The organism is Actinomadura sp. HBU206391 (assembly GCF_014323665.1).
Lineage (GTDB): Bacteria > Actinomycetota > Actinomycetes > Streptosporangiales > Streptosporangiaceae > Actinomadura_C.
Window position 1 is genome coordinate 230740 of the sequence record NZ_JABVEB010000001.1, and the last position, 23070, is coordinate 253809.

General features: G+C 68.7%; 27 protein-coding genes and 1 pseudogene. 14 read left to right on the forward strand and 14 right to left on the reverse strand.

Annotated elements, in window-relative coordinates; all coding sequences use genetic code 11:
- The first annotated feature begins 84 nt into the window (after positions 1 to 84).
- Genes HKK72_RS01170 through HKK72_RS01180 form a run of 3 tightly spaced genes read left to right on the forward strand, consistent with a single transcriptional unit; the run spans position 85 to position 2566 of the window.
- Entirely contained in the window at positions 85 to 930 is an 846-nt protein-coding gene (locus HKK72_RS01170; protein WP_187232296.1) for a class I SAM-dependent methyltransferase, read from the forward strand.
- Positions 894 to 1940 (forward strand): saccharopine dehydrogenase family protein, encoded by a 1047-nt coding sequence (locus tag HKK72_RS01175; protein ID WP_261986415.1) that lies wholly within the window; start codon positions 894 to 896, stop codon positions 1938 to 1940. The genes HKK72_RS01170 and HKK72_RS01175 overlap by 37 nt, the downstream gene beginning before the upstream one ends.
- Positions 1940 to 2566 carry a TetR/AcrR family transcriptional regulator gene (locus HKK72_RS01180; protein ID WP_187232297.1) on the forward strand — a complete coding sequence of 209 codons (627 nt, stop codon included), beginning with the start codon at positions 1940 to 1942 and terminating at the stop codon, positions 2564 to 2566. Before HKK72_RS01175 ends, HKK72_RS01180 begins: the two co-directional genes overlap by 1 nt.
- Before the next feature lie 100 nt (positions 2567 to 2666).
- Here HKK72_RS01180 and HKK72_RS01185 read toward each other — a convergent pair whose 3' ends face one another.
- Complete coding sequence (locus HKK72_RS01185; protein WP_187232298.1) at positions 2667 to 2993, reverse strand: tetratricopeptide repeat protein; 327 nt, start codon at positions 2991 to 2993, stop codon at positions 2667 to 2669.
- A gap of 82 nt (positions 2994 to 3075) precedes the next feature.
- Between HKK72_RS01185 and HKK72_RS01190 the strand changes: the two genes are divergently transcribed.
- Together HKK72_RS01190 and HKK72_RS01195 are read left to right on the forward strand one after the other, a co-directional pair.
- The gene (locus HKK72_RS01190; RefSeq protein ID WP_187232299.1) at positions 3076 to 4278 is read left to right on the forward strand and encodes a DUF6183 family protein; all 1203 of its coding nucleotides are present in this window, start codon (positions 3076 to 3078) and stop codon (positions 4276 to 4278) included.
- 122 nt (positions 4279 to 4400) lie between these two features.
- The gene (locus HKK72_RS01195) at positions 4401 to 5558 is read left to right on the forward strand and encodes a M4 family metallopeptidase (RefSeq protein ID WP_187232300.1); all 1158 of its coding nucleotides are present in this window, start codon (positions 4401 to 4403) and stop codon (positions 5556 to 5558) included.
- A 528-nt stretch (positions 5559 to 6086) separates the two neighbouring features.
- Here the strand turns inward: HKK72_RS01195 and HKK72_RS01200 are convergent.
- Together HKK72_RS01200 and HKK72_RS01205 are read right to left on the reverse strand one after the other, a co-directional pair.
- Complete coding sequence (locus tag HKK72_RS01200; protein WP_187232301.1) at positions 6087 to 6323, reverse strand: acyltransferase family protein; 237 nt, start codon at positions 6321 to 6323, stop codon at positions 6087 to 6089.
- A gap of 123 nt (positions 6324 to 6446) precedes the next feature.
- The gene (locus HKK72_RS01205; protein WP_187232302.1) at positions 6447 to 7094 is read right to left on the reverse strand and encodes a TetR/AcrR family transcriptional regulator; all 648 of its coding nucleotides are present in this window, start codon (positions 7092 to 7094) and stop codon (positions 6447 to 6449) included.
- Between the two features lie 112 nt (positions 7095 to 7206).
- Here HKK72_RS01205 and HKK72_RS01210 point away from each other — a divergent pair, with 112 nt between their 5' ends.
- Complete coding sequence (locus HKK72_RS01210) at positions 7207 to 7977, forward strand: TIGR03086 family metal-binding protein (RefSeq protein ID WP_187232303.1); 771 nt, start codon at positions 7207 to 7209, stop codon at positions 7975 to 7977.
- A 4-nt stretch (positions 7978 to 7981) separates the two neighbouring features.
- Here HKK72_RS01210 and HKK72_RS01215 read toward each other — a convergent pair whose 3' ends face one another.
- The gene (locus HKK72_RS01215) at positions 7982 to 8701 is read right to left on the reverse strand and encodes a hypothetical protein (protein ID WP_187232490.1); all 720 of its coding nucleotides are present in this window, start codon (positions 8699 to 8701) and stop codon (positions 7982 to 7984) included.
- 199 nt (positions 8702 to 8900) lie between these two features.
- On the opposite strand from HKK72_RS01215, the gene HKK72_RS01220 reads away from it, so the two are divergent.
- The gene (locus tag HKK72_RS01220; RefSeq protein ID WP_187232304.1) at positions 8901 to 10331 is read left to right on the forward strand and encodes an HNH endonuclease; all 1431 of its coding nucleotides are present in this window, start codon (positions 8901 to 8903) and stop codon (positions 10329 to 10331) included.
- On the opposite strand, the gene HKK72_RS01225 is transcribed toward HKK72_RS01220, so the two are convergent.
- The 4 genes from HKK72_RS01225 to HKK72_RS01240 all read right to left on the reverse strand — a co-directional run bounded on the left by HKK72_RS01225 (position 10310) and on the right by HKK72_RS01240 (position 14546).
- Positions 10310 to 10987 (reverse strand): hypothetical protein, encoded by a 678-nt coding sequence (locus HKK72_RS01225; RefSeq protein ID WP_187232305.1) that lies wholly within the window; start codon positions 10985 to 10987, stop codon positions 10310 to 10312. The genes HKK72_RS01220 and HKK72_RS01225 overlap by 22 nt on opposite strands.
- A gap of 236 nt (positions 10988 to 11223) precedes the next feature.
- Positions 11224 to 11733 carry an FBP domain-containing protein gene (locus HKK72_RS01230; protein ID WP_187232306.1) on the reverse strand — a complete coding sequence of 170 codons (510 nt, stop codon included), beginning with the start codon at positions 11731 to 11733 and terminating at the stop codon, positions 11224 to 11226.
- A gap of 188 nt (positions 11734 to 11921) precedes the next feature.
- On the reverse strand, positions 11922 to 13370 hold the full coding sequence (locus tag HKK72_RS01235) for a TROVE domain-containing protein (RefSeq protein WP_315987008.1): 1449 nt from the start codon (positions 13368 to 13370) through the stop codon (positions 11922 to 11924).
- A gap of 564 nt (positions 13371 to 13934) precedes the next feature.
- Positions 13935 to 14546 carry a hypothetical protein gene (locus HKK72_RS01240; RefSeq protein WP_187232307.1) on the reverse strand — a complete coding sequence of 204 codons (612 nt, stop codon included), beginning with the start codon at positions 14544 to 14546 and terminating at the stop codon, positions 13935 to 13937.
- Between the two features lie 98 nt (positions 14547 to 14644).
- On the opposite strand from HKK72_RS01240, the gene HKK72_RS01245 reads away from it, so the two are divergent.
- Together HKK72_RS01245 and HKK72_RS01250 are read left to right on the forward strand one after the other, a co-directional pair.
- Positions 14645 to 15346 carry a helix-turn-helix domain-containing protein gene (locus tag HKK72_RS01245; protein WP_187232308.1) on the forward strand — a complete coding sequence of 234 codons (702 nt, stop codon included), beginning with the start codon at positions 14645 to 14647 and terminating at the stop codon, positions 15344 to 15346.
- Positions 15347 to 15455: 109 nt separating this feature from the next.
- Positions 15456 to 16010 carry a dihydrofolate reductase family protein gene (locus tag HKK72_RS01250; protein ID WP_187232309.1) on the forward strand — a complete coding sequence of 185 codons (555 nt, stop codon included), beginning with the start codon at positions 15456 to 15458 and terminating at the stop codon, positions 16008 to 16010.
- On the opposite strand, the gene HKK72_RS01255 is transcribed toward HKK72_RS01250, so the two are convergent.
- The gene (locus HKK72_RS01255) at positions 15992 to 16471 is read right to left on the reverse strand and encodes a DUF3592 domain-containing protein (RefSeq protein WP_187232310.1); all 480 of its coding nucleotides are present in this window, start codon (positions 16469 to 16471) and stop codon (positions 15992 to 15994) included. The two genes, HKK72_RS01250 and HKK72_RS01255, sit on opposite strands and share 19 nt — an antisense overlap.
- Before the next feature lie 179 nt (positions 16472 to 16650).
- On the opposite strand from HKK72_RS01255, the gene HKK72_RS01260 reads away from it, so the two are divergent.
- Positions 16651 to 17283 carry a LysE family translocator gene (locus tag HKK72_RS01260; RefSeq protein WP_187232311.1) on the forward strand — a complete coding sequence of 211 codons (633 nt, stop codon included), beginning with the start codon at positions 16651 to 16653 and terminating at the stop codon, positions 17281 to 17283.
- Here the strand turns inward: HKK72_RS01260 and HKK72_RS01265 are convergent.
- Positions 17246 to 17689 carry a winged helix-turn-helix transcriptional regulator gene (locus HKK72_RS01265; RefSeq protein WP_187232312.1) on the reverse strand — a complete coding sequence of 148 codons (444 nt, stop codon included), beginning with the start codon at positions 17687 to 17689 and terminating at the stop codon, positions 17246 to 17248. The two genes, HKK72_RS01260 and HKK72_RS01265, sit on opposite strands and share 38 nt — an antisense overlap.
- Before the next feature lie 116 nt (positions 17690 to 17805).
- Here HKK72_RS01265 and HKK72_RS01270 point away from each other — a divergent pair, with 116 nt between their 5' ends.
- From HKK72_RS01270 to HKK72_RS01285, 4 genes and pseudogenes are all read left to right on the forward strand, one after another.
- A complete protein-coding gene (locus tag HKK72_RS01270; protein ID WP_187232313.1) occupies positions 17806 to 18096 on the forward strand; it encodes an NAD(P)-binding domain-containing protein in 291 nt (96 codons plus the stop codon).
- 95 nt (positions 18097 to 18191) lie between these two features.
- Positions 18192 to 18365 (forward strand): annotated as a pseudogene (locus HKK72_RS40480) (DUF664 domain-containing protein); the annotation flags it as partial.
- A 187-nt stretch (positions 18366 to 18552) separates the two neighbouring features.
- On the forward strand, positions 18553 to 19518 hold the full coding sequence (locus HKK72_RS01280; protein ID WP_222720170.1) for a hypothetical protein: 966 nt from the start codon (positions 18553 to 18555) through the stop codon (positions 19516 to 19518).
- Positions 19519 to 19688: 170 nt separating this feature from the next.
- Positions 19689 to 20006, forward strand: a complete 318-nt coding sequence (locus tag HKK72_RS01285) for a hypothetical protein (RefSeq protein ID WP_261986416.1) — start codon at positions 19689 to 19691, stop codon at positions 20004 to 20006.
- 106 nt (positions 20007 to 20112) lie between these two features.
- Here HKK72_RS01285 and HKK72_RS01290 read toward each other — a convergent pair whose 3' ends face one another.
- The 4 genes from HKK72_RS01290 to HKK72_RS01305 are packed head-to-tail and all read right to left on the reverse strand — an operon-like array spanning position 20113 to position 23022.
- Positions 20113 to 21033: a patatin-like phospholipase family protein gene (locus HKK72_RS01290; protein WP_187232314.1), complete on the reverse strand. Its 921-nt coding sequence runs from the start codon at positions 21031 to 21033 to the stop codon at positions 20113 to 20115.
- A 26-nt stretch (positions 21034 to 21059) separates the two neighbouring features.
- Complete coding sequence (locus tag HKK72_RS01295) at positions 21060 to 21257, reverse strand: ferredoxin (RefSeq protein WP_187232315.1); 198 nt, start codon at positions 21255 to 21257, stop codon at positions 21060 to 21062.
- Positions 21258 to 21281: 24 nt separating this feature from the next.
- Positions 21282 to 22526 carry a cytochrome P450 gene (locus tag HKK72_RS01300; RefSeq protein WP_187232316.1) on the reverse strand — a complete coding sequence of 415 codons (1245 nt, stop codon included), beginning with the start codon at positions 22524 to 22526 and terminating at the stop codon, positions 21282 to 21284.
- 7 nt (positions 22527 to 22533) lie between these two features.
- Positions 22534 to 23022: a MarR family winged helix-turn-helix transcriptional regulator gene (locus HKK72_RS01305; RefSeq protein WP_315987009.1), complete on the reverse strand. Its 489-nt coding sequence runs from the start codon at positions 23020 to 23022 to the stop codon at positions 22534 to 22536.
- Positions 23023 to 23070 lie beyond the last annotated feature (48 nt).

The window sequence follows — 23070 nt, forward strand, 5'->3', positions numbered from 1 at the left end:
GACGTTGACGATCCGTCGATCGCGGTCCATGATGAACGTGTGTTCATGAACAGATGTTCATTTCGCCTACCACTGGAGGGTTCGATGTCGGGCATCGTCAACACCGCGCAGGCCGAGGCGTGGAACGGGTACGAGGGCGAGCACTGGGCCGCCCATGACGACCGCTATGACGCCGTGAACAGCGGATTCAACGAACTTGTGCTCGACGCGGCCGAGATCGGCGAGCGGCACCGGGTGCTCGACGTCGGCTGCGGCAACGGCCAGCTGACCCGGCTGGCCGCCCGCCGGGCGCGCATCGGGTGGGCCTACGGGGTCGACCTGTCCGCTCCCATGCTCGCCACGGCACGCGCCCGCGCGGATGAGGAGAACGTCTCCAACGTGACCTTCGAACGCGGCGACGCCCAGGTCCACGCGTTCCCGGAGGCCGGCTTCGACGTGGCCGTCAGCCGATTCGGGATCATGTTCTTCGCCGATCCGGTCGCCGCGTTCGGCAACATCGGCGGCGCTCTGCGACCCGGTGGACGGCTCGCCTTCGTCTGCATGAAGGACGTCGAAGGCACCGACCTCGGTGCCGTCTTCGGCGCGATGGTCCCGTACCTGCCCACGCCCACGGGACCGGCCGGGACCGGCCCGACGTCGTTCGCCGACCCCGCGCGCATCCAGGACGTGCTGACCGCCGCGGGCTTCCAGGACGTCGCCTGTACGCACGTGGAGGCGGACCAGATCTGGGGGCGGGACGTCGCGGACGCGGCCGAGTTCATCAGCGCCTGGGGACCGATCCGGTTTCACATGGAACAGGCCGGTCCGGATGCCGCGGCCAAGGCGCGGGACGCGCTCACCCCCGCACTGCGGCCGTTCGAGACGCCCGACGGGGTCTGGCTGCGTGGCACGGCATGGCTGGTCACCGCCGTCCGCCCCGGGCCGGCCTGATGGACCGGATCGTCGTGCTCGGCGGGTACGGGGCAGTGGGACGCGAGGCGGCCACCGCTCTGGCGGAGTGGTTCCCCGGGGCGGTGGTGGTCGCGGGGCGTGATCTCGCGAAGGCGCGAACCGTCCCCGGGGCCGTACCGCTCCAGGTCGACCTGCGCGACGACGCCGACCTCGAACGGGCCGTGGACGGCGCCGACACCGTGCTCATGTGCGTCGAGCAGGACAACGTGCGGGTCGCCGAGGCCTGCCTCGAGCGTGGCGTTCACTACCTCGACCTGTCGGCGTCGCATGAACTGCTCGCCGCCATCGAGCAGCTCAACGGACTCGCCGTGCAGCGCTCCGCCACGGCCGTGCTCAGCGTGGGCCTGGCGCCCGGTGTCACGAACCTGCTGGCCCGCCACTGCGCCGAGCAGGCCGGCGGCACCGAGGTACGGATAGGCGTGCTGCTCGGCGCCGGGGAACGGTACGGGCCGGCGTCGATCGAGTGGACGCTCGACGGGTTCGCCGCCATCGGCCCGTCATCGCGGATGCGCTTCCCGCCGCCGTACGGGACGCGTACGGTCCATCGTTTTCCGTTCTCGGACCAGTACACCCTGGCCGGAGCGTACGGCATCGATCGCGCCACGACCGGGCTGTGCCTGGACTCGCGGGCGCTGACGGCTCTACTGGCCGCGGCACGCCGCACCGGCGCCACGCGGCTGCTGCGCAGGCCACGCGTACGCGCCGCCGCCTTGGCGGCGCTCATGAGGGTGCACGTCGGCAGCGAGGGGTTCGCCGTGACCGCCACCGCGGGCACGTTCACGGCGTCGTTCAGCGGTCACCGGCAGCGCCGGGCGACCGGCCTCACCGCGGCGCTGCTCATCCGGCGGCTGGACGCGCTGCCGGCGGGCGTCCGGCACATCGACCAGGTCGTCGAGCCGGTCGAGTTCCTCAGCGAGCTCTCAAAGCACGGCTTCGACCTCGACCTCGGCACGGCTGACGACGAGCCCGCTCACTACGATGCGGAGTGATGTCACCGAGAAAAGCGGCGATCCTGCGCGACGGCGGCGGTGATCGGAGCCTGCGCGAGCATCTGATCGCCACCGCCGAACGGATGATCTCCGAGCAGGGAACGGTCGGGCTCACCGTGCGCGGGATCGCCCGCGCGGCGGGAGTCGCCGACGGCGTGCTCTACAACCATCTCGCCGACAAGGAAGAGCTGCTGGCGCACGCGCTGCGCGCGCATGTCCGCACCATCGAGCGCGGCCTGGGCGAGCTCCCCGAGCCGGGCGCCGGCACCGTCGAGGCCAACCTGCGCGCTCACATCGCGTACGGTCTGGCGCTGCACCAGGCGATCCTGCCGGCTCTCGCGGGGCTGATCGCCCAGCCCAAGGTGCTCGCCAGGTTCACCGAACTGGCCGAGGGCGGCACGGACTGGCGCGATCGGCTGATCGGCTACCTACGGGCGGAACGCGACCTGGGCCGGGTCGCCTCCGACGCCCAGGTGGACGCCGCCGCGGCGATGATCGTCGGCGTCTGCCATGAGACGGTGCTGTCGATGTTGTTCCACGGCGCCGCGGCGCCGGCGTTGCCGCCCGTGCCGCCGCCGGCGATCGACGACCTGGTCAAGGCCGTACTCCACGGCATCGGCCGCTGAACGCCGTACCTGTCCGAAACCGGGCCGGTCCGGAACGTCGGCCGCGCACGCTACTTTCGCACCGCGGACGACGCTTGCCGGGCGATCCGAGCGGTGGTCGTCAGGACTCGCCGGTCATGACGGCGTGCATCCGCAGGTGCGGTACGGCCTCGGCCGGCCGGTTGCGCCGTTGCAGGGTGCGGCCGAGCAGCAGGTGCGCGTACGCCTCGGCCGGGTCCTGTTCCAGCACCCGGCGCAGTTCGGCCTCGGCTCGGCCCAGTTGGGCCGAGTGGTAGTACGAACGGGCGAGGAGCAGCCGTACGGAGAGGTTGCGGGGGTACTCGGCGACCACTCCGGCCAGGATCCGGGCGGCCGTGACGTAGTCGGCCATCTCGAAGTACAGCTCTGCGCGCCGGTAGTCCTCGGCCGGCGCGATGGTCGTCTCCATGCGTCACTCCTTGGGGTCGTCACCGGCGAACAAGATTGACCGGTCGCCTATTTCCGCCTCCACCAGCTGAAAGGATCGGCCGGTGGCTGCTTTGCGAAGGTTGTCCCCGACCGAGAAGACCGTTCAGCGGGTCCTCGCCTCGTTCCGCAATCGGGCGACACGCCCGGGCACCCCCCGGCCGGTGCTGAAGTGGTTGAGCTCCGGCCGTTGCGATCTGGTGGAGGAGCTTCTACTCGGCCTGGTGACGACGCGGCGGCCGACGTACGAAATGGTCAAGGTGTTCCGCGAGGTCCTGCAGCGGCTCGCGCGCATGCGCGGCGCGGACTCGGTCGCCGCCGTGCTCAGGGTCGCGGACCTGGCCCGCGCCACCGCCGCCGACCGGGCGGCCGACCACGGGCCGAACTCGCCCGGGCCATGGTTGCGCAACGGCGACCGTGATGTCGCCGCCTGGCTGTGCGACGGTCAGAAGCTCGACCGCCTGACGCCGCTGTTCGCCACCGCGGCACCGGACGACGAACTGGCCGCCTGCCTGCTGCACGAGGCGGTGTTGCGGCACGGCGACCTCGGCTCGAACGCGGAGGCGGTCGGCTTCGCAGCCCGGCTGCGCGGGGCGGGCCACCCGCTGGGCCACCTGCCGTTGCGGTTGCTGGAGACGGAGCGGTGGTACGCGCCCGAACGTCGGCTCGAGCCCCAGTACGTACACGACGGGTACTCGGCGCCGTACGAGTCACGACCGCGCCCGTCCCGTGCCGCGGACGGGCCACCCGACCTCGAGGTGCTCGCGGTCGAGGTCGAGTGGCCGGCCGCGCGTCGGGCTCAGCAGGCCTTCCCCGACTACCGGATCGGAACGGACGGCGAAGCCGAATCGCGTCGCTACCTGCTCGACCGCCCGCTCGCCCCGGAGGCGTTCGGCGCCTCGACACTCGTGCGTCTGCCGGCCGACTGCCTCAGTGGCGCCGGGCCCGAGCAGGTGCGCGCCTGGCGGGCGGGCACCGAGGACGTCTGGGCGCTGCTTTACGTGGAGTCGCTCACGGGCGGTCCCTACCACCACGGTCGCGGAGCCGCCTACAGCCGTGCGGCCGCATGGGAGGCGCTCGCCGCCCTCTGTGACGCGACCGGTGAGTTCGCGGACATCGAGGAAGCCGCCACCGGATGCACCTGGCTGCTGTTCGCCGCGGACTCCGGGTGGTTCATGCAGGTGGACGAGAGCCTGGACATCGGCATCGCCGCGCTGTGGCCCGACCACCGAAACGTTGTCCTCCTGGCCGCCACCGACTCGGACTAGCCTGATCTTCCTCAAAAGACACCTTCCAGCCAGATCGGCGGTTGAGGTCGCGCGAGGTTCCTCGACTCGATTGGGCCCACAGGGCCCTCTGCATCGCTCATTGAACCTGCCACGATCTTTTTATGATCTTCAGACGAGAAATCGGTTACGCAAGCCGTGAACACGGTGACCGAGGCGCCGGCGCGGTCGAGTATCTCGGCGTGATCGTGCTCGTCGTCTCGGTCGCCGGCGCACTGGGGACCTCCGGCCTGCCTGGCATGATCTCGGGCGAGGCCACCCAGGCCATATGTCGGGTCATGCAGGAATCATGCGACCGGCAAGTATATGGATTCGTGGAGGAATCGGGTCCGCATGCCGCTGAGCGGCACGTGGCCCAATGGCAGCTGGAAATGCCGACCGGACGAGTAGCCCCGCAAACAGCGGGCGGATCAGCACGTCCGCAAATGCCGATCTATGTCTATGACAAATTCACTGGCATGCCCAAGGAAAGCAACCTCAGGCGAACAAATGGCAATGCGCCGACCGAAGATCCTGATGTAAATAAGGCCTTTGAGCTGACAACGAAGGTTGGGGATTATTTCTGGGATCGGTTCAAGCGCCGCTCTTACGACAATAAGGGGGGGCGAATCAACATCCAGCTGGAGGATAGAGAATCAAGCCCGCGCTTGCTAGGAGTTGCGAATTCCATCGTGATCCACCCGGACTTCCTGGCCCTGGATGTGATCGGCCATGAATTCGCCCATGGCCTGGGTGGAGATTTCCCCCCCTCTGTTCGTATGCCTTGGGGTGAGTCAGGCGCCATAGATGAGTCCATCGCGGACATCTTCGCCAGCAATATTGACGATAACTGGGAGATTGGTGAGGATATGAGTGTGGGCGCGCGGCGCGATATGTCGAATCCGGGGCGCTTTGGGCACCCAGCGCATGTCTACAATTACGTATACCTGAAATCAGAAGGTGGGGATGACGGGGCTCACATCAACAGCGGTATTCTCAATTATGCCTATTATCAGATGGTGGAAGGTGAAGGTATTGGTATCGGCCGTAAAGTCGCAGAACAAATCATCTACCGAGCGCTGACCAAGTACATGACTAAAGTAGACACCTTCGAAGGTTTCCGCACGGCCAATCTCAAGGCCACACGAGAACTCTATAGAAATAACGACAAAATCTATAAAAAGGTCAATGCCGCGTTCGCCAAGGTCGGTCTCAACGGAAGCTGGAAATCCCCAACTCACCCGGGTAGACCCAACGACAGGGCACCCGGCACGGTGTCGTGATTCACGGACGTACGGCATCGGAGCCGAGACGGCGGGCAACGCGCCGGCCGAGACGCCGCATCGGCAATGATGCTCAGTACCGCTGAACGCTTGCCGATCTGGCCGCGCTCCGCGCGATGAATGGACGGTTCCGGTGAACATCACCGTGAGGATTCCCAGTCCCTCCCACGGTATGACCCTCCCGTTCACGGTGACCAACGTGATCGCGAGGACGCCGCCGAGAATTGCGCCGGCGGCTCGTAGCGGCGCCCTGTCGGATGACGCGGCGAAGATCGACACCACCAGCAGAACGACGGTGAACACGACGATCGGTCCGATGCCCGCAGTCCGCGACAGCAGCGTGGTGGGAAGTGCGATGCCGACGAAGATCGCTTCGACGGCCAGAACCGCCGCGATGGAGGTCAACGGGTCGCGCTGTTCCAGGTCGCCCCGCAGTCCTTCGATTCCCAGGCCTAAGGGCAGCACAAGAGGGACGCACGCAAACAGCAGGACCGGGTAGATGCGGAAGAACCGCCCGATCCAGAAGTCTCATACTCGGCCGTGCCGTTCCAGGGAAGCGGGGGCGATATAGCCGCTGATGAGGAAGAACACCAAGACGCCGTAAGTGCCCGGATTGAGCAATGTGAGCCCTACCTGAGAGCGTAGGTGGGGCGTGTAGTAGTACGTCACATGGTGCAGGGCCACGGTCAGCGCCGCTATGCCCCGCAGCACATCGGGCCAGGCCAGACGAGGTACGACGGGCGCGACCATCGGAGGATCGGTCACGCTCTGTTCAAGTGTCCTATAAGACGCTAAGCGCACGTTCTCCTTGCTTTTCGCCACGTGTTCACTTATAGCGCTCATAACCATGGCGACGACGAGCGCGATGCGCATAGTAGGAATTCCGAATCAAGGCCGCCAGCGCCGGCTCAGCTCGCCCGCCTGTGGCGCAGGACCGGGCAGAGGCGGGTCGCCGTCGCTCGCCAGGCCGTCGAGCAAGAGCGCCAGGTAGCGCCGGCGCAGTTCCCTGGTGCGGCCGGCGTCAGGGACGCGGACCGCCGCGCACCCCTCGAGGATGAGTCCGATGTCCTGGACCACCGCGTCGGGTCGGAGCCGGCCGTCGGCGTGGGCCCGATCGATCAGCGCCGCGGTGAGCGTGCCGGAGCGCTGCGCGTCCTGTCGCATCTCGTCGGTCGGTGTGAACGTACCGGCCAGGTGGACGGTCAGTGAGTGCACATCGGCCTCGACGACGCGTTGCAGGAAGCGGGACAGCGCGGTCCAGCCGTCGGGTTCGGCGGCGGCCGCCTCGGCCTCGGCGATGAAGCGACGCAACCCGTCGTGGCACAGCCGACGCAGCAGATCCTCCTTACCGGCGTACCGGCGGTAGAGGGCGCTGATGCCGACTCCGGCACGATCGGCGACGGCGGCGATCGGTGCCTTCGGATCCTCGAGGAACACGTCGCGGGCGGCTTCCAGGATCACCGCGTCGTTGCGTGCGGCCTGTCTGCGGCGGCCGGACATGCCGGTCGCGGAGGTGCTGTCGGTCTGCTTCGGCATGCTGCCGATGATAACGCTGGAACGGATCGTTCCGCTCTGCTAGAGTTCAAACAGAACGAAGCATTCCGTTCTGATGTGCGCAGGAAGAGGGCCCGCGCGGAGGGGATGGACGATGAACGAGAACACGGTCACCGACTGGAGAGCGCTGCTGGACGGCGACCACCGCGCACTGCGCGGAGCCGTCATCGGCGTCGCACCGGCAGAGTGGAGCCGCCCCACGCCGTGCGAGGACTGGTCGGTCACCCAGGTGCTCCAGCACGCGGCCGGCGACCAGATCGGCTACGCCGCGCCGATCACGGACGGGCCGTGGCCGACCGAGGACCCGTTCGCGCCCTCAGGCCACATCGACGAAGACCCACTGGCCTACGTCGACCGGGCTCTGGAGATCTCCGCCCGCGCCTGGACGAAGGTCGGCGACGATGCGCCCGAGGTGCCGACGCCGCTCCCACAGGGCCCGATGCCCGCGTGGCTCAGCGCCGGAGCGTGCGCCCTCGATGCGGCCGTACACGCCTGGGACATCGCCGTCGCCACCGGACAGCGATCACCGCTGTCCCCCGGGATGGCCCGTCAGCTGATGATCGTCGCCACCCGCATCGTCCCGCCGCTGCGGGGGTACGGTGCGTACGCACCGGAACTCGACGCGGGCTCCGACGCCGATGACGTCACGATGCTGCTGTGCTTCCTCGGGCGCCGGCCCCGTGAACGCCCGATCACGGCGGATCATGACCGCGCTGCGATCACCTGTCGCGTGCCGGCGGGTCACGGAGGACACGCTGAAGCCGTTCCCCCGCGACCAGGAGGCCCCGTTGATCGTCAGTGCCGCGCTGTCGTCGGGCTGCTACCGCCACCCGGACGAGGAGTAGCGCGGAGAGGCTTCGAGTGATGGGTCAGGGCGTGAGCGCGGCCGAGACCTGGGCCAGCCGGTGCGGCGGCGGAGCGAACGGATTGGCCGGGTTGCGAAAGGAGTAGTGGCCGTCGTTGACGCGAACGCCGAGGTCCGACGTCGTCCAGTGCGCCGGGCCGCAGGCGCCCTGCCCCTCAAGAAGGAGTTCCGCGAGGCGGCCGGGGTCGGGCACAGCGGTGCGGTCGGCCAGCGCGGGGGCCAAGATCGCTGGGGCGTCGTCGGGAAGGTCGTCGTCGCCCAGCGCCGGTAGCAGGAGCAGCAGGCGAGCATGGGGATCTGCCGCGCTGCCGCCCGGCTGACCGTTGAACGCGATCGCCGTCAGCTCGGGCCACGACAGGCCGGGTCCCATGAAGTGCCCCTCGTCCGCTGCGAGGAGCTCCGCCTGCTCCCAGTCGGGATGGTGGAGGAGGTAGTCGGTGCCGGGGTCGTCCTCGAAGGTGCGGCACACGATGTGGAAGCGGTGGCCTGCGGTGAGTGCCAGGGTGAACGTCGGCCAGTCGGCGGTGTCGTTCATCTGGAGGTGGAACTCTCCACTGGCCTCGTAGTCCGGACCGAACAGAAGTTCTTCGGCCTCCTCGCTCCCAGCGCAGGAATGGAGGTGGCCGAGCCAGAACAGGTGCTCGTCGAGGAATTCGCGGTGGTGGGTGTAGGGGCCGCCGCTGTACCCCGGAATCGCGACGGGGTGGAGATCCTCGCTGTGCATCGTCACGACCACATCCTGACGCGTGGCGCCACCCGGAATGATCGCGTCGGGAGAAATGCACGGCGATCGGCGACCTGACAGGCAACGCGACCCAGGCCCTCGCAGGCAGGGCGGCCGTGCCGACCTCGGCGAAGTCACCTCGTCCGTCCCTGTCTCTACGTAGAATTCGAACATGAGTTCGAACAAGAGGTGGTCGGCGATGACGGCGCTAAGCCCGATCAAGCACGAGACGGTCGTGGCCGCGGAGCGGCTCGAGACCGAGATCTGCGAGCTGGCGGGACATCTCGCGGCGGCGACCTGCCGTTACCTGTTACTCCTGGCGGAGTTCGACCGCCGGGATGGCTGGGGCGGCTGGGGTATCCGCTCCTGTGCCCAATGGCTGTCGTGGAAGTGCGGCATCAGCCCCGCCACCGCTCGTGAGCAGGTACGGGTGGCGCGTTCCCTCGCCGTGCTGCCGGTGACCACGGAGGCGTTCTCGGCGGGACGGCTGTCGTACTCGAAGGTCCGTGCCCTCACCCGGGTCGCCACCTCCGACAGCGAGGCCGAACTGGTCGAGACCGCGCTGGTGACGACGGCCGCCCAACTGGAACGGATCGTCGCCGGGCTGCGCAAGGCCACCCGCACCGACGTCATCGAACGCCATTCCCGCCGCAAGGTCACCTGGCACTACGACGAGGACGGATCGTTCGTACTGACCACCCGGCTGGATCCCGAGGAGGGCGCCATCGCCCTCGCCGCTCTACGCGCCGCCCGAGCACCGGATTCCGACCACGCCCCCGCCCCGGCCCACGACGTGCCCGACGTTTCCGCGGAAACGTCTCGCGCCGGGGAGGCCGAACCGCTGGCCTTGCCGGACGCTCTCACCGCCATCTTCAGTGCCTACCTGGGCGAGAAGGTACGCGAAGCGAGCGATCCGGAGGCCTTCCAAGTCGTCCACACCGACCCCGACTCCCTGGCCGCCGAAGGCCCCGGTGAGTCCCCGGCCGCACCCGGCAAGGACGTCACGCCAGGCGAGGACACCGGCCGGCCGGGCGGCCACCTCGACGACGGCCCCGCCCTGCACCCCGACACCGTACGGCGGCTCGCCTGTGACGCCTTCACCGTGACGCTCATCCACCGCGACGACGGCAGTGTCATGGACGCCGGTCGCCGAACGCGGCGGATCGGAGTACGCCTGCGTCGCGCTCTGCGCACCCGTGACCAGGGACGTTGCCGATTCCCCGGCTGCCGGCGACGCCTGCACCTCCATGCCCACCATGTCGTGCACTGGAGTCATGGCGGGCCGACGAATCTGGACAACCTCGCCTCGCTGTGCACCGCCCACCACTGGCTCGTTCACGACGGCGGCTACCGCATGTGGCTGACTCGGAGCGGCGACCTGCGCTTCGCCACCCCGGCCGGAGTGCCCATTCCGGCCGTCCCCGCAGCGGCGCCCGTGACCGGCGACATCCGAGACCTGCACCGGGCCGACATCACTTCCGACACCGTCACCCCCGACTGGGACGGCACCCGGCTCGACCTCGATAACGCCGTACTGGCCCTCCTCCAACCCGCGGCTCGTCCCCGGGATGTCCCCGGTGAGGCGAGGCGAGTGCGGCGAGCGGAGGTCTACCGGCCGATCGGCACGTAGCGGCGTTCGCCGCCGTCGTGCGACAGGCGGAACCGAGCCGGGTCGCGGACGCAGGCGGCCAGCAACCGGTGCGCCTCCTCGTCGGCGAGCTCGTCGAGCACCTCGAATCCGGTGAACGCGGTGCGAGCGAGCCGCGCCTGGAACCGATACTCGTACTCCTCCTCGCCGAAGTAGGTGAGCGCGATGCGCCCCTCCCACTCCAACCCGAACTCGAGCGGGGCATGCCGCACCGGAAAGCGAATCCGGTGGTCCGCGACCGAGTCGTGGCCGAGCAGGTAGATGTGGAACGCGAAGTCCTCGTCCTCGAATTCGTCCACCTCTTCCGGCCGGTCCACCACGAAGGTTCGGCCGGTGAGCGCGTCGAAGTCCAACGGCTCGTCAGGCGTGCCCGCCACGAAGCCCATCCCGGAGCTGATACGGCACTGGTGGTAGTTGTTCCAGGCGAACTTGGATTCGAAGTCCGACCGCTCCTCGTCCTCGTCCTCCTCCTCGACGCCGTCACCGTCGTCCGCGTCGTAAAAGGCGCTCGTCAGCTCGAAGGCGAACCGCAGGCCGACATCCGGATCGAGCCGGCCACCCCAGGAGAACTCGACGATCGCGTGACCATCGGGCCACGGATTTCCCGGGAACACGATCCGATCGTCATGCGCCACCATGGCCGCTCCTTCTCCGCTGGGGAGGCGGACCTGCTCTCGGGTGGCCGCCGGTCGTGAGTTTGACGCAGACCCTAGTGGAAGGCGGGCGTGACCCAGCCCGCCATGACGCAGCTCGTCTCTCGACTGCAAGAGGCGGGTCTCGCCGTTCGTGCCGGCGACCCGCAGGACAGAAGGGGCGCACCTCGAACTCTTCGCCACCAAGACGATCTAGCGGCGCCGTTGCCGGCCGGCCTTGCTCAGCCGCCGCTGCCGTCGAGCACCTTGTCAAGGAACGCTTCCAGATTGCCGAGGGCCCGGGTGACCTGTTCCTCCACGGTGAGCGCCTCCTGGTACCGGGCTCCCAGGTCGGGGGTCTTCTTGCCTCGTACGTACAGCGGGCAGGCAAGATCGGCGCACATGTAGGCGCCGACCGTGTTGCCCCGCCGGCCTGCCGCGCCGACCCTCGGCGCGACCTGCAGGCTCACCCCGGATGCGGTGTGCGGGGTCAGGCAGATCGAACAGACACTGGTCTTCATGGCGCCCTTGGGGCCGTTCGCCGGGACCCGCAGTGTGACGCCGGTCAGCCGGCCATGGTGCTCGGCCACCAGCTGGCCGCGTTCGGGCGCGCCCGGATCTCGCCAGCCGAGGAAGTCGAGATCGGCCCACGGAAGGTCGGCCAGTCCCTTGGGAAGGGAGAGCCGCTGCGCCTCGCCCTTGGAGCAGTTGACGAAGGAGCCGCGTATCTCGTTCGCGTTGAGCGGTCGCATGCTAATGGACGTTAACAGCCCCAAAGTGGCAGGTCATCCGATTTTCGCCCGCGACGCGGGCGTCGGCCGGAGGGTCGCGAAAGTTCCGACCTCGGGCGGACGGATACACGGGTGGGTCGTCGCCGACGAGCGCCGACGGCGTCGCCTGAGCGATGACCATCACCCGTACATCCGCCCGGACGTCCTGATCAGCCCAGCCACGGCCAGTCGGCGTCACGCCCGGCCTCGAGCAGCGGGATCATGCGGAACGTCTGGTCCGTCATGCCTCCCAGCTCGTGCCGGTTGCCGGAACCGGCCGACATCGCGGCGCGGGAGTACCCGGCGAGGTTGAACGCGTACATCGGCACCTTCTTCGGTGCCGCGCCGCCCACATCGCCGGCCCAGTGGCTGCCGAACGTCTGCATGTCGGACAGGATGATCACCCGGTCGTGGCGGCGGTAGGCGGCCTTCACCGAGTCGGCGATCCGGGTGCCGTGCCCGACCTCGCCGATCCGGCCGCAGAACCGCTCGACCTCACGCAGCACCGATGCGCCGCGACGGACGTCGTGACGGAACGTACGGTCGGCGAAGCCCACCAGGTCGACCTCGTTGCCGCGCGCGGCGAGCGCCACACCGAACAAGGCGGCCATCTGCGCGTACGTCATCTTCGAGCGTGCCGACACCCCCATCCCCGACATCGACCCGGACGTGTCCACGAGCACGAGGGTGCGGCCCTTGACCACGGGCAGATTCCGGGTCGCATGGGTCAGCGCCCGGTCGAGGGCGTGCCCCCACCGAAGCGACGGGGCCGCCAGGTAGGCCGAGAAGAACCGGAACGGGAACTGCCGCGACCGCGCCACCTCGCCCGGGTCCGCGAGCTTCGCGGCGACCTGCTCGGCGACCTCGTCGCGAACCCCGGCCTCGTCCCAGTTCCGCAGATTGCGCAGGCGCGCCATGTATCCCATGGACGGGATGACGGCCTCCCAGGCCTGGGCGTCCATCGGGCCCTGGAGCCACCCGGCCAGCGCCTCCCAGGTGATGCCGGCCTGACGGAGGACCTCGCAGCCGCCCGGTGCCGTGAGGATCGCCCGGCGGTCGGCCACCGGCGTCGCCATGAGCTCGGCGCGCGCCCGCAGCGTCGACAGCGCCTCGGGGATCTGCTCGCCGCGGTCGTGCCGCCGGTCGAGGGCGTGCCGGAACAGAGCGCCCTGCCAGGACCTGCCCGGGTCGGGCACCGGGTGCACGAGGTCGATGACGTCGCCGAAGCGGAACCCGCGCGAGTCGGTGTCGTACTTCAGCAGGGACCGCTCGTTGTACATGCGGCGCACCGCGTCCGCGACACCGCGCTTGACCGGCTTGGGCACCGCCCGGCCGTACGTGGCGATCCAGTACGCCAGCGCCTCACCCGGCTCGTCGGCGCGCTGCAGGACGCTGTCGACCAACCGGCGGTTGCCGCCGTTCACACCGGCCGCGGTGCGAGCGCGTACGGCTTCGAGCGCGGCGACGACGGACGCGGACCGCATGTTCGCCTCGCCACGCAGCCACGGCAGGAACGACGCCATCCACTCGCCGTCGGCAACGGCGACCTGGTGGACCAGGTCGCGGAACCGGGCGTCGCGGGCGCCGGCCTTCTCGTAGAAGGTGTCCTCGCCGACCATGTTCGCGACCGCGAGGAGGAACAGCTCCGACTTGGCGTCACGCGCGAATCCGGGGGGGGCCCTCGTGGGTACGCCCCGACGGGGTCCGCTCGGACGTGATCGGGCTCGAGACCGCGGGCCGGGTGCCGGCCCGGTTGAACTTCGCCATGACGTGGAAGGCTCCTTCCCTGGAGTGGGGAGGAGCCCTTGTCTTCGCGGTGGTGCCCGAGATCAGGAGTCGGCGACGGTCCGACACGTCCGCTGCTCTGCCGTCTGAGCTACACCGCCCCAAGGCGGTGGTGGGACTCGAACCCACGACCCGCGGATAACAAGAAGTATCCGTTGCCTGCGCACCGGGCACCGCGAAGCATCCGGTTCCTCCCGAGATCAAGGTGGTGACGGGTCGCCCTTGCGGGCGATCCAAAATGCCTTTCGGCATTCGGGGAGTCGAACCTCGAAGTACCCGTACACCTGCGCACCGGGAGGTGCTATTCAATCGAGGCCTTTCCGGAATTCACCGGAAGGGCTTGATTAGAAATTAGCGTGCGCCGGTGTCGATCGCATCCGCATTAACGGGCGGAAGGGTCACACCAGGCCGCTCTCGGTGAGGAGCCTCATCCAGCTGTCCCGGTGCCGGCCCTTTCGGTCACGGCGCGTGACGGCGTCGCGGCCGAGGACGGCCCTGATGAGCTCGGGATATCCTCCGCCGAGGACATGGACGTTGAAGAACGAGACGATGTCGGATGACAGCTCCGTGACGTCGAGCTCCTCGTCATCGTCGGCGTTCTCATAGGCGAAGACATAGTCGTCCCCGTCCATGAAGAAGACGCTTCCGTCCTCGGCGTCCAGACTGATTCCATTGCCGCCCTCGATCTCGTCGTAGGCATCGGCGGGAATGCCATGGCGTTCGCGGCCGATCGTGAGCGGAGAACCCAGCGGGCAGTACGGATTGATTGTGCGACCGGCCCAGGCGTCCGGGCTCGCTATCTCGCCCGGCTGCCGGAAGATGAAGAAGTCTCCGCCGAGCCGGTAGAACAGGCCGAAGACATCGGTGACGCCCTCGGGGAGTTCTGGAATGGGCACCAGTTCACGCGGCCCCTCGATGGTGACACCGAAGTGATGCTCGGCCTCGACCCGCCTGATCAGGTCCAGCTTCGATCGGATCTCGGCCAGCCCCTGTCGACCGCCCTCGTTCATCGAACAACCCCTTGCCGTCCGGGAATCCCTGCGCGGCGACACCTTCCCATACCGGGGTGACGAAGGTTTGTGGTAGCGGGTCGTGCCACACTTTTCGGATGGGCTTGGAAGTCGAGAGTCGACCGTCCGACTCTCCGTACATCGAGCGGGTGTGGCGGAGCCGCAGCCATGGCGTCGACCGGATGATGTCGATTGCGTCATCGCACTGGGATCTGGTCATCTGGGAGCAGTGCGGTCAGGTCAACGTGACTGTTCAAGGGCCGGAGACGACGGCGAGCCCAGCTCCGGTTCCCGAGGACGCCACGTTCTTCGGGATCAGCTTCTCGCTCGGGACTTCGATGCCGCATCTTGCGATCAACCGGCTCGTCGACGGTTTCGCGGAGATCCCCGACGCGACGCGCAGATCGTTCTGGCTGAAGGGCTCCGCCTGGCACCTTCCGGGCTACGACAACGCCGAGGTGTTCGTACGGCGGATGGTGCGCGAGGGTGTTCTGGTCTGTGACCCGATCGTCGCCGCGGTGCTCGGTGGAGCGGCGCCGGACGTGTCCGAACGCACCGTCCAGCGGCGCTTCCTGGCGGCGACCGGACTCACCCGCGGTGCCATCCGGCAGATCGATCGTGCCAGGCAGGCGGCGGCCCTGATTCAGGAGGGCGTACCGGCCCATGACGTGATCCACCGGCTCGGATACTTCGACCAGCCGCACTTGGCGCGGTCAATGACGCGTTATGTCGGGCGGACCGCCACGCAGTTGAGCGCCCGGGATCAGTCGGAGCCGCTGTCGCTTCTGTACAAGACCTGAACTCTCGTGCCCGCCTAACCTCTGAGGGCAGTCATCGAGGCCAGGCTCACCCAGTTCCTCGCTGGGACATCACGGGACGCGCCGGCCCGGCAACAAGGAGATCGTCATCATGCGCAAGGTTGTTTCGGCTCTGTTCATCTCGCTCGACGGCGTCGCCCAGTCGCCGGACAAGTGGCAGTTCGAGTTCGACGAGGAGATGGGCGCGGTGTTGACCACGGCGCTGGAGACCACCGACACGGTGCTCCTCGGCCGGGTGACGTACAGCGAGTGGGCCGGGTACTGGCCGACCGTGACCAGCGGCGAGGACGTGGGGTTCGCGAACTGGATCAACAACTCGCCCAAGTACGTCGCCTCGACCACGCTGGACAACGCCGACGACTGGGCGAACAGCACGCTCATCAAGGGCGACCTGGCCGCTGCGGTCAAGCAGCTCAAGGCCGGCGAGGGCAAGGGGATCTCGGTCGCCGGCAGCCCTGGTCTGGTCGCGTCTCTGTTGGATCAGGACCTGCTCGACGAGCTGGTGCTGCTGATCCACCCCGTGATCGCCGGTGAGGGGCGCAAGAAGCTGTTCGCCGACGACACCCGGCTGAAGAAGCTCCAGCTGGTGAGCGCCCGGCCGACCAGCAGTGGCGTGGTCATCGCGACCTACCGACCGGCCGCATAAGGTGCGGCTCGGCCGGCGCGGAGCCTTGTCCGCCAGGCCGCGACCATGATGGCGATGGTGATGACGCCGGTGAGCGCGGTGCAGGTTCCCCACACGAGGGCGTCCATGAAGTCCGGGCTCTGCCGCGCGTCCTGGATGTAGTCCTTCGGATCCTCGAGGGCGTAGCGGACGACCACCTTCTCGCCGACATCCGGTCTGTCGTAGGTGTAGAAGTCGTACAGCCTGGTGGAGATCCGCCGCCCGTCGCCGGTGGTGAAGCTCACGAGAAGGTAGTCCTTGCCCCTGTACGGGAACTCCGACCCGGTGACGGTCGCGGTCGCGGTGCGCCCGTGGTCGCGCAACGCGGTCGCGACGTCGTGGCTGTGCAGGGCCGCCCGGCCGAAGATGACCGGCAGGCTCGCGAAGACGAGGAATCCGATGATGACGGCCCGCTGCTGAGAACGGGTGTTGGAGCGGCTCATTCTTCCCCCTGGGCTTTCCCTGGTGGGACGCTCGCGGGCCGCTCCTTGTGCGCGGCGAAAGATGGCCACCTGCGGCCTGATCCCAAGGGGCGGAAGCGCGGCGGCGGAGCCCGCAGCGGCACGGCGATCGCGAATGCGCCTCAGATCAGAATGGCGAACCGTTGTGCCATCATCGCGTCATGCCGATCGACCAGCACCTGCTCGCGCTCTTCGCCGTCACCACGATCATCGCGATGATCACTCCTGGGCCCGACATGCTGTTCGTTCTCGGATGCGGCATGCGAGGCGGTCCGCGCGCGGGCCTGCTGGCCACGGCCGGGGTGGCGACGAGCGAGGCCGTTCACATCGCCGTGGCGGCGGCGGGACTGGCCGCCCTCTTCGCGGCGGTGCCGGTCGCCTTCACGGTGGTACGGATCGTCGGGGCCGCTTATCTGATCTACCTAGGCGTCCAGATCATTCGTCACCGCAAGGACGCTCAGAGCGAGGCGCTGGAGGCGGGCAACGGGATGTCGGCCCGCCGCGCGTACGTCAACGGCCTGTTGACCAACCTGCTGAACCCGAAGATGGTCACCTTCACGATCGCGTTCCTCCCCCAGTTCATCGACCCGCGGCTGGGTCACGTCTGGATGCAGTTCGCGATCCTCGGCGCCATCCTGATCGTCTTCGAGTTCCTCGTCGACGGCACGGTCGGCGTGCTGGCGGGACGGATCGGCGGCTGGCTGCGTCGCCGGCAGACCGCGCGCCGTCGAGTCGACGTCACTACGGGCGGCGTCTTCATCGGCCTGGGAGTGGCACTCGCCGTCGATCGGTGACCTCGGGGGCACGTGCGGCGTCGTAGGCCTCGTTCGCGGTGTCGATGTCCTCGGCGTGTTCATCGGCCCACCGCGTCACCGCTCGCATCAGGGGCAGCAGGCTCTGCCCCAGCGGGGTGAGTGCATAGTCGACGCGTACCGGCACGGCGGGGGTGACCGTGCGGGAGACAAGGCCGTCCCTTTCGAGGTGGCGCAGTGTCTCGGTGAGCATCTTCTGGCTCGCCCCGGCGATCGCGGCGGCCAGCTCGCCGTAGCGGCGCGGCCCTTCGGCGAGCTCGTTGAGGAGGACCGCGACCCATTTGTCGCCGATCCGGTCCAGCAGCCGGTTGGTCGGGCAGGCGGTGAAGCGGCTCTGGTACGAGATCCGGCTCTCCGCCCGTCGCTGAGCGGCGGTGCGAGTGGTCATGACATCCCTTCGCGTGCGCTGGCCACTGTGAAGTGCGTACTTCCGGTCCACGGTAGCGCCGCCTAACTTCTCTGCTTGACCAGCGCATTCTCCATCTGATCAAGGAGCGACAGGCCATGACGACGATCGGCATCCTCGGCTCGGGAAACGTGGCCCGCGCGCTCGCGGGCGGGCTGCACGCCGCAGGGCATGAGGTGACGGTGGGTTCCCGCGACCCACGCGGAGCCGCGGCGGCGCGATGGGCCGGAGCACAGCGGGCCGGCTCGCAGGTCACCGGCTCGCCGGTGGCCGTCGTCGCCCTGGCCGAGGCGGCGGGCTCGGCCGAGGTGGTCGTCAGCGCGATACCGGGCTCGGCGTCGCTGGAGACGCTCGCCGGTCTTGCCGCCCCCTGTCCGGCAAGGTTCTGATCGATATCGCCAACGCCACCGAGTTCGACGCCGACGGCTTCGCGTCCGCGCTCCTGTACCCGGGCGGCAGCCTTGCCGAGGAGATCCAAGAGTGCGCGCGTTCCCGTGCCATCACGGACGCGGCCGGCTCCCTCGACATGACCGGGAGGTGGCGCGACAAGGTCTTCTCGCTCCGCTGGGTGCTCGCTCACATGATCGAGGAGTACGCGCGGCACAACGGTCACGCCGACCTGCTCCGCGAGCGAATCGACGGAGCCACCGGGGAGTAGGGACCCATCCGTCCCTTTGTGACCAGTTCACCGATCCGCCCGGCCGCGTTCGCGTGGCCGCGCGTTGCGGACGAAAGAGTCTGCGCTGGGCCCGCCACCTGATCGTCGGGCACGTTCGCGTTCTCGACGGCGCGGTGTGCGCTCGGCCCGAAGTCCCGTCCATCGCCGGTGTTCTTCCCTGGAGTGCATGATGCTCGCCCGAACCAAGGTCGTTGCTGGGCTGACCGCTTCGATCGCCGCTGGAACAATCGCCCTGGGCGCCGGCCTCGTGTCCGCCCAGGCGTCCGCACCGACGCCCGCGCTCGGCACGAGACCCGCCGTCGCGCGCGCCGAACCGCCGGTGTTCACGGCCACTCTCAACAAGTCGTACGAGACCTTCGACGCGAACCAGGCCGTCGCCGTCGACAAGAACTACTTCTACGTGATCGACAACCGCAAGATCACCAAGCACGACAGGTCTACCGGCAAGCCGCTGCTGCAGTTCGTCAGCGACAGCTCCGGCCCGATCATCCACATGGACAGCGGTGTCGTGGTGAACGGCAAGCTGTACGCCGCGCACTCCAACTACGACGAGTCGCCGATGGAGAGCTCGATCGAGGTGTTCGACACCAAGACGATGCGGCACATCGGCACGCACAGCTTCGGCATCTTCCGCGGTTCGCTGACCTGGCTGGACCGCCACGACGGTGCGTGGTGGGCCGGCTTCGCCAACTACGACCAGGTTCCGGACGGCGAGACCGAGCCGTACGGCGAGACCTACAACACGCAGGTCGTCAAGATGGACGACCACTTCGAGGTCGTCGAGTCGTGGACGATTCCGAAGACGATCCTCGACCGGTTCAAGCCGATGAGCAACTCCGGCGGATCGTGGGGACCCGACGGCCGGCTCTGGCTCACCGGTCACGACCTCGGCGAGGCCTACGTCATGAACGCCCCGTCCGCGGGCGCGGAGCTCGAATGGGTCGCGACCGTGAAACTCCCGAACGTCGAGGGACAGGGCATCGCGTGGGACCGCTCGAGCAACAAGCCGACGTTCTGGGCGATCAAGCGCTCCACCTCGCAGGCGCTGAGCTTCAATGCCCCCTACCGCTCGATCAGCGACCCTCACACCGCGAACTGGCAGGTCTTCGGCCCCGGCGAGTTCCAGCAGTGAACGGCCGCCGCTGACCGCTGTCAGCCTGCGCGCCTGAGTCGGCGCGGCAGGCCACGGATCGAGGGCCGGGCCATCCGGCCCTCTTTTCGTGACACAGGATCTCCACAACATCCGCGTACGATCGCACGCCACCTCTACCTGGTACCGAACTCGATCGTGGTGTCGCGCGGTTGCCCGCACGTGTGCGCCCGGGCCTGCTGGAGAAGGCGGTCGAGGCCGGGTTGCGCAGCCTCTTCGTCGGCTTCGAGACGGTGAACGCCGGCAACCTCAGCGAGCAGCGCAAGTGGCAGAACATCGACCGCGACTACGGCGCGGTGATCCGCAGGCTGCACGAGAACGGCGTCATGGTCAACGGCAGTTTCGTGTTCGGCATGGACGACGACGGCCCGGACGTCTTCGACCGTACGGTCGAGTGGGCGATCGGCAACGGGGGTCGAGACGGCGACCTTCCACATCCTCACGCCGTACCCGAGTACCCGGCTGCATGAGCGGATGGCCGCGGCGGGCAGCCGAGCCGGGCGGGCACTGCCGATGCTCGAGGCCATCCTCGCCGGTTTCGGCACCCAGCCGGTCGCGGGCACGGGTCGGACCGGGTCAGCGAGCCGTGGCCTTGGCGGCCCAGGGCCTCAACCCGCTGGGAATCGCTCGGCCGACGACCCGGCGGCGACGATCCGTATCGGCCCGGGCCGGGATTCGTGAGGGGTGCCGGTCGCCCGCCGCGGCCTGGTCGTCCAGCCAGGCGCTGACGAGTCGTTCGCCCTCCTCGATCAGGGCAGGGGTGTCGCGGAAGTCGAAGAGGTTCGCGGTCTCGAGACTGGGCGCGGGCAGCATCCGTACCTCGTGGTGGGCGCCGGCGATCGCGGTCAACGAGGCGTGGCCGAGCAGTTGGCTCAGCGCGCGCAGCACCACCGGCGCGGCCCCGCGCGGGACGGACTCGGGGGCGCTCTGGCCGAGGGAGGGCAGTACGTAGCTGACCTCCGCGCCCAGGGCGTCGGTCTGCAGCACGGGGGTGGCCGCGGCGATCCCGCCGTCGTACAGCAGGGTGCCGCCGACGTCGACGGGAGGGAACACGCCCGGCAGCGCGGTGGTGGCCAGCAGCGCCCGCACCGTGGGCCCCTCGGACAGGACGACCGGGTCGCCGCTCGCCACATCGGTCGCGACCACGTGCGCGGGCAGCACCAGCCGGTCGAGGTAGGCATCGCCCAGCTCACGTTCGAGCAGCCGCCGCAGGGCCTTGTGGGAGGAGACCCCGCCGGCCCGGCCGATCAGCGCGTGCGCCAGGGTCCACGCCGATACCGGGAAGACGCTCTTGCGCTTCACCGAGCGCCACAGCGTCTCGAGCCGCTCGATCCCGTCCAGAGTCGGCTCCAGCGCGAAGCCGACCGCGTTGATGGCTCCGGCCGAGCAGCCCACCACGAGATCGGGCCGGATTCCCGCCTTGGTGAGCGCACGCAGCATCCCCACCTGGGTGGCGGCGATGCTGCCACCACCCTGGAACACGAAGGCGGTCCGCATCCTCCTCGTCGCGGTCCTCGGCCCGGTCAAGACCCGGTCACCGTGATGGCGAGGGCAGGGCAGAGCGAGGCGGCCCGGCGTACGTCCTTGTGCGCGTCGGCCGGTGGGTTGTCGTCCAGCAGCACGACGATGCCGTCCTCATCACTCTGGTCGAACACGCCGGCCGCCGACAGCACGCACTGCCCGGAGCCGACGCACTTGTCCCGATCGACGCTCACGCGCATGGTCTCTCCTCTCCCACTGTCCGATCACCAGGTCACGGGCAGTTCGTACACCCCGTAGATGAGTCCGTCGTGCTTGAACGGCACCTGGTCGCGGTCGACGGCGAGCCGCAGGCCGGGGATGCGCCGGTAGAGCGTTCCGTAGACCACCTGGAGCTCCACCCGGGCGAGCGGCTGGCCGAGGCACTGGTGCACGCCGAAGCCGAAGGCCACGTGACCGCGCGCGTCCCGGTTGAGGTCGAGCCGGTCGGGGTCGCTGAACACGTTCTCGTCCCGGTTGGCCACCTCGTTGGCCACGATCACGCCATCGCCGGCGCGGATGACCCGGCCGCCGATCTCGATGTCCTCGAGCGCGACCCTGCGCCGGCCCGAGTGGACGATGGACAGGTAGCGGAGCAGCTCCTCGACGGCCCCGGCGATCAGCTCGGGGTCGTCGGTCTCGCGCAGCCCGGCGAGCTGGTCAGGGTGCTCCAGCAGGGCCAGCGTGCCGAGCGCGATCATGTTGGCGGTCGTCTCGTGCCCGGCGACGAGCAGCAGCATGCCCATGACCGCGAGTTCGTGCTCGGTGAGCTCGCCGGTCCGGACCTGCTCGACGGCGAGCTTGGACAGCAGGTCGTCGGCGGGGCGGGCCAGTTTCTCGCCGACCAGCCGCTCCAGATAGTCGATCAGCCGGTCGACGGCGTCGCGCATCGCCTCAGGCGACACGCCCCGATTGACCAGGACTCTCGTGTTGCGCTGGAAGAAGTCGTGGTCGGCGTACGGCACACCGAGCAGCTCACAGATCACCAGCGACGGTACGGGAAGGGCGAACGCCTGTACGAGGTCGACCGGCTTCGGGCCGGCCAGCATGTCGTCGATCAGGCGGTCCACGATCTGCTGGATCGCCGGGCGCAGCGCCTCGACCCGCTTGATGGCGAAGGGCGCGGTGACCATGCGGCGGAGCCGGGCGTGCTCGGGGTCGTCCATGCTGATGAAGGCCCGTGCTCGCCCTCTGCGCTCGCGCGAGGCGGCGGTGATGTGCGGGTAGCCGGGACGCGTGACGTCGGCGCTGATCCGCGGGTCGGCCAGCAGCGCGCGCTGCTCGGCATGGCGGGTAACCAGCCACGGCGTGGCGTCGTCCCACGTCCGGACCTGCACGATCGGAGCCTCCGCCTGCAGTTCCCTCAGCGCGGGGGCCGGGTCGAAGGGGCAGCCGGTGGCCCTGGCCATCGGATAGTCCGGGATGTCGCTCGGTCGCGCGGTCGCTCCCGATCCGGCCGTGCGCACGGACATGTCTCCCTCACTTCCTGCCACGTTCGTCCGCGGTGGCCTGCTTCGCGGCGTCGAGTGCGGCCGCCACCACGGTGTGGTCGATCAGGTGACGCAACGCGGGAGCCGCGTCGGCGAGCGCGCGCTGTTCGGCGGGATCCAGCGAGCCGATGAGGCTGGACAGGAATGCCGCCCGTCCGGCCCGGCGCCGCCGGATCATCTCCCGCCCGGCATCGGTGATGGCGACCAGCACGATCCGGCCGTCCGACGGATCACGCCGCCGTTCCACCAGGCCATGCTGCTCCAGCCGCGAGACCATCGCGGTCATCGACGGCTGACTGATGCCCTCGTCGACGGCAAGTTCGGTGATCCGGCGCGGACCCGCCGACTCGAGCATCGACAGCGCCGCGATGCCGGTGAAGCCGATCTCCGGCAGCGCGGCCATCTGCCGCACCACGAACCGGGAGATCTCCTCCAGCGCCCTCGCCGTCTCGGCCTGCTCCCGCGCGCTCAACGTCACAGGACAAGTATATAGCTGTTCTATATAGATTCCCTATGTACGTCTCGT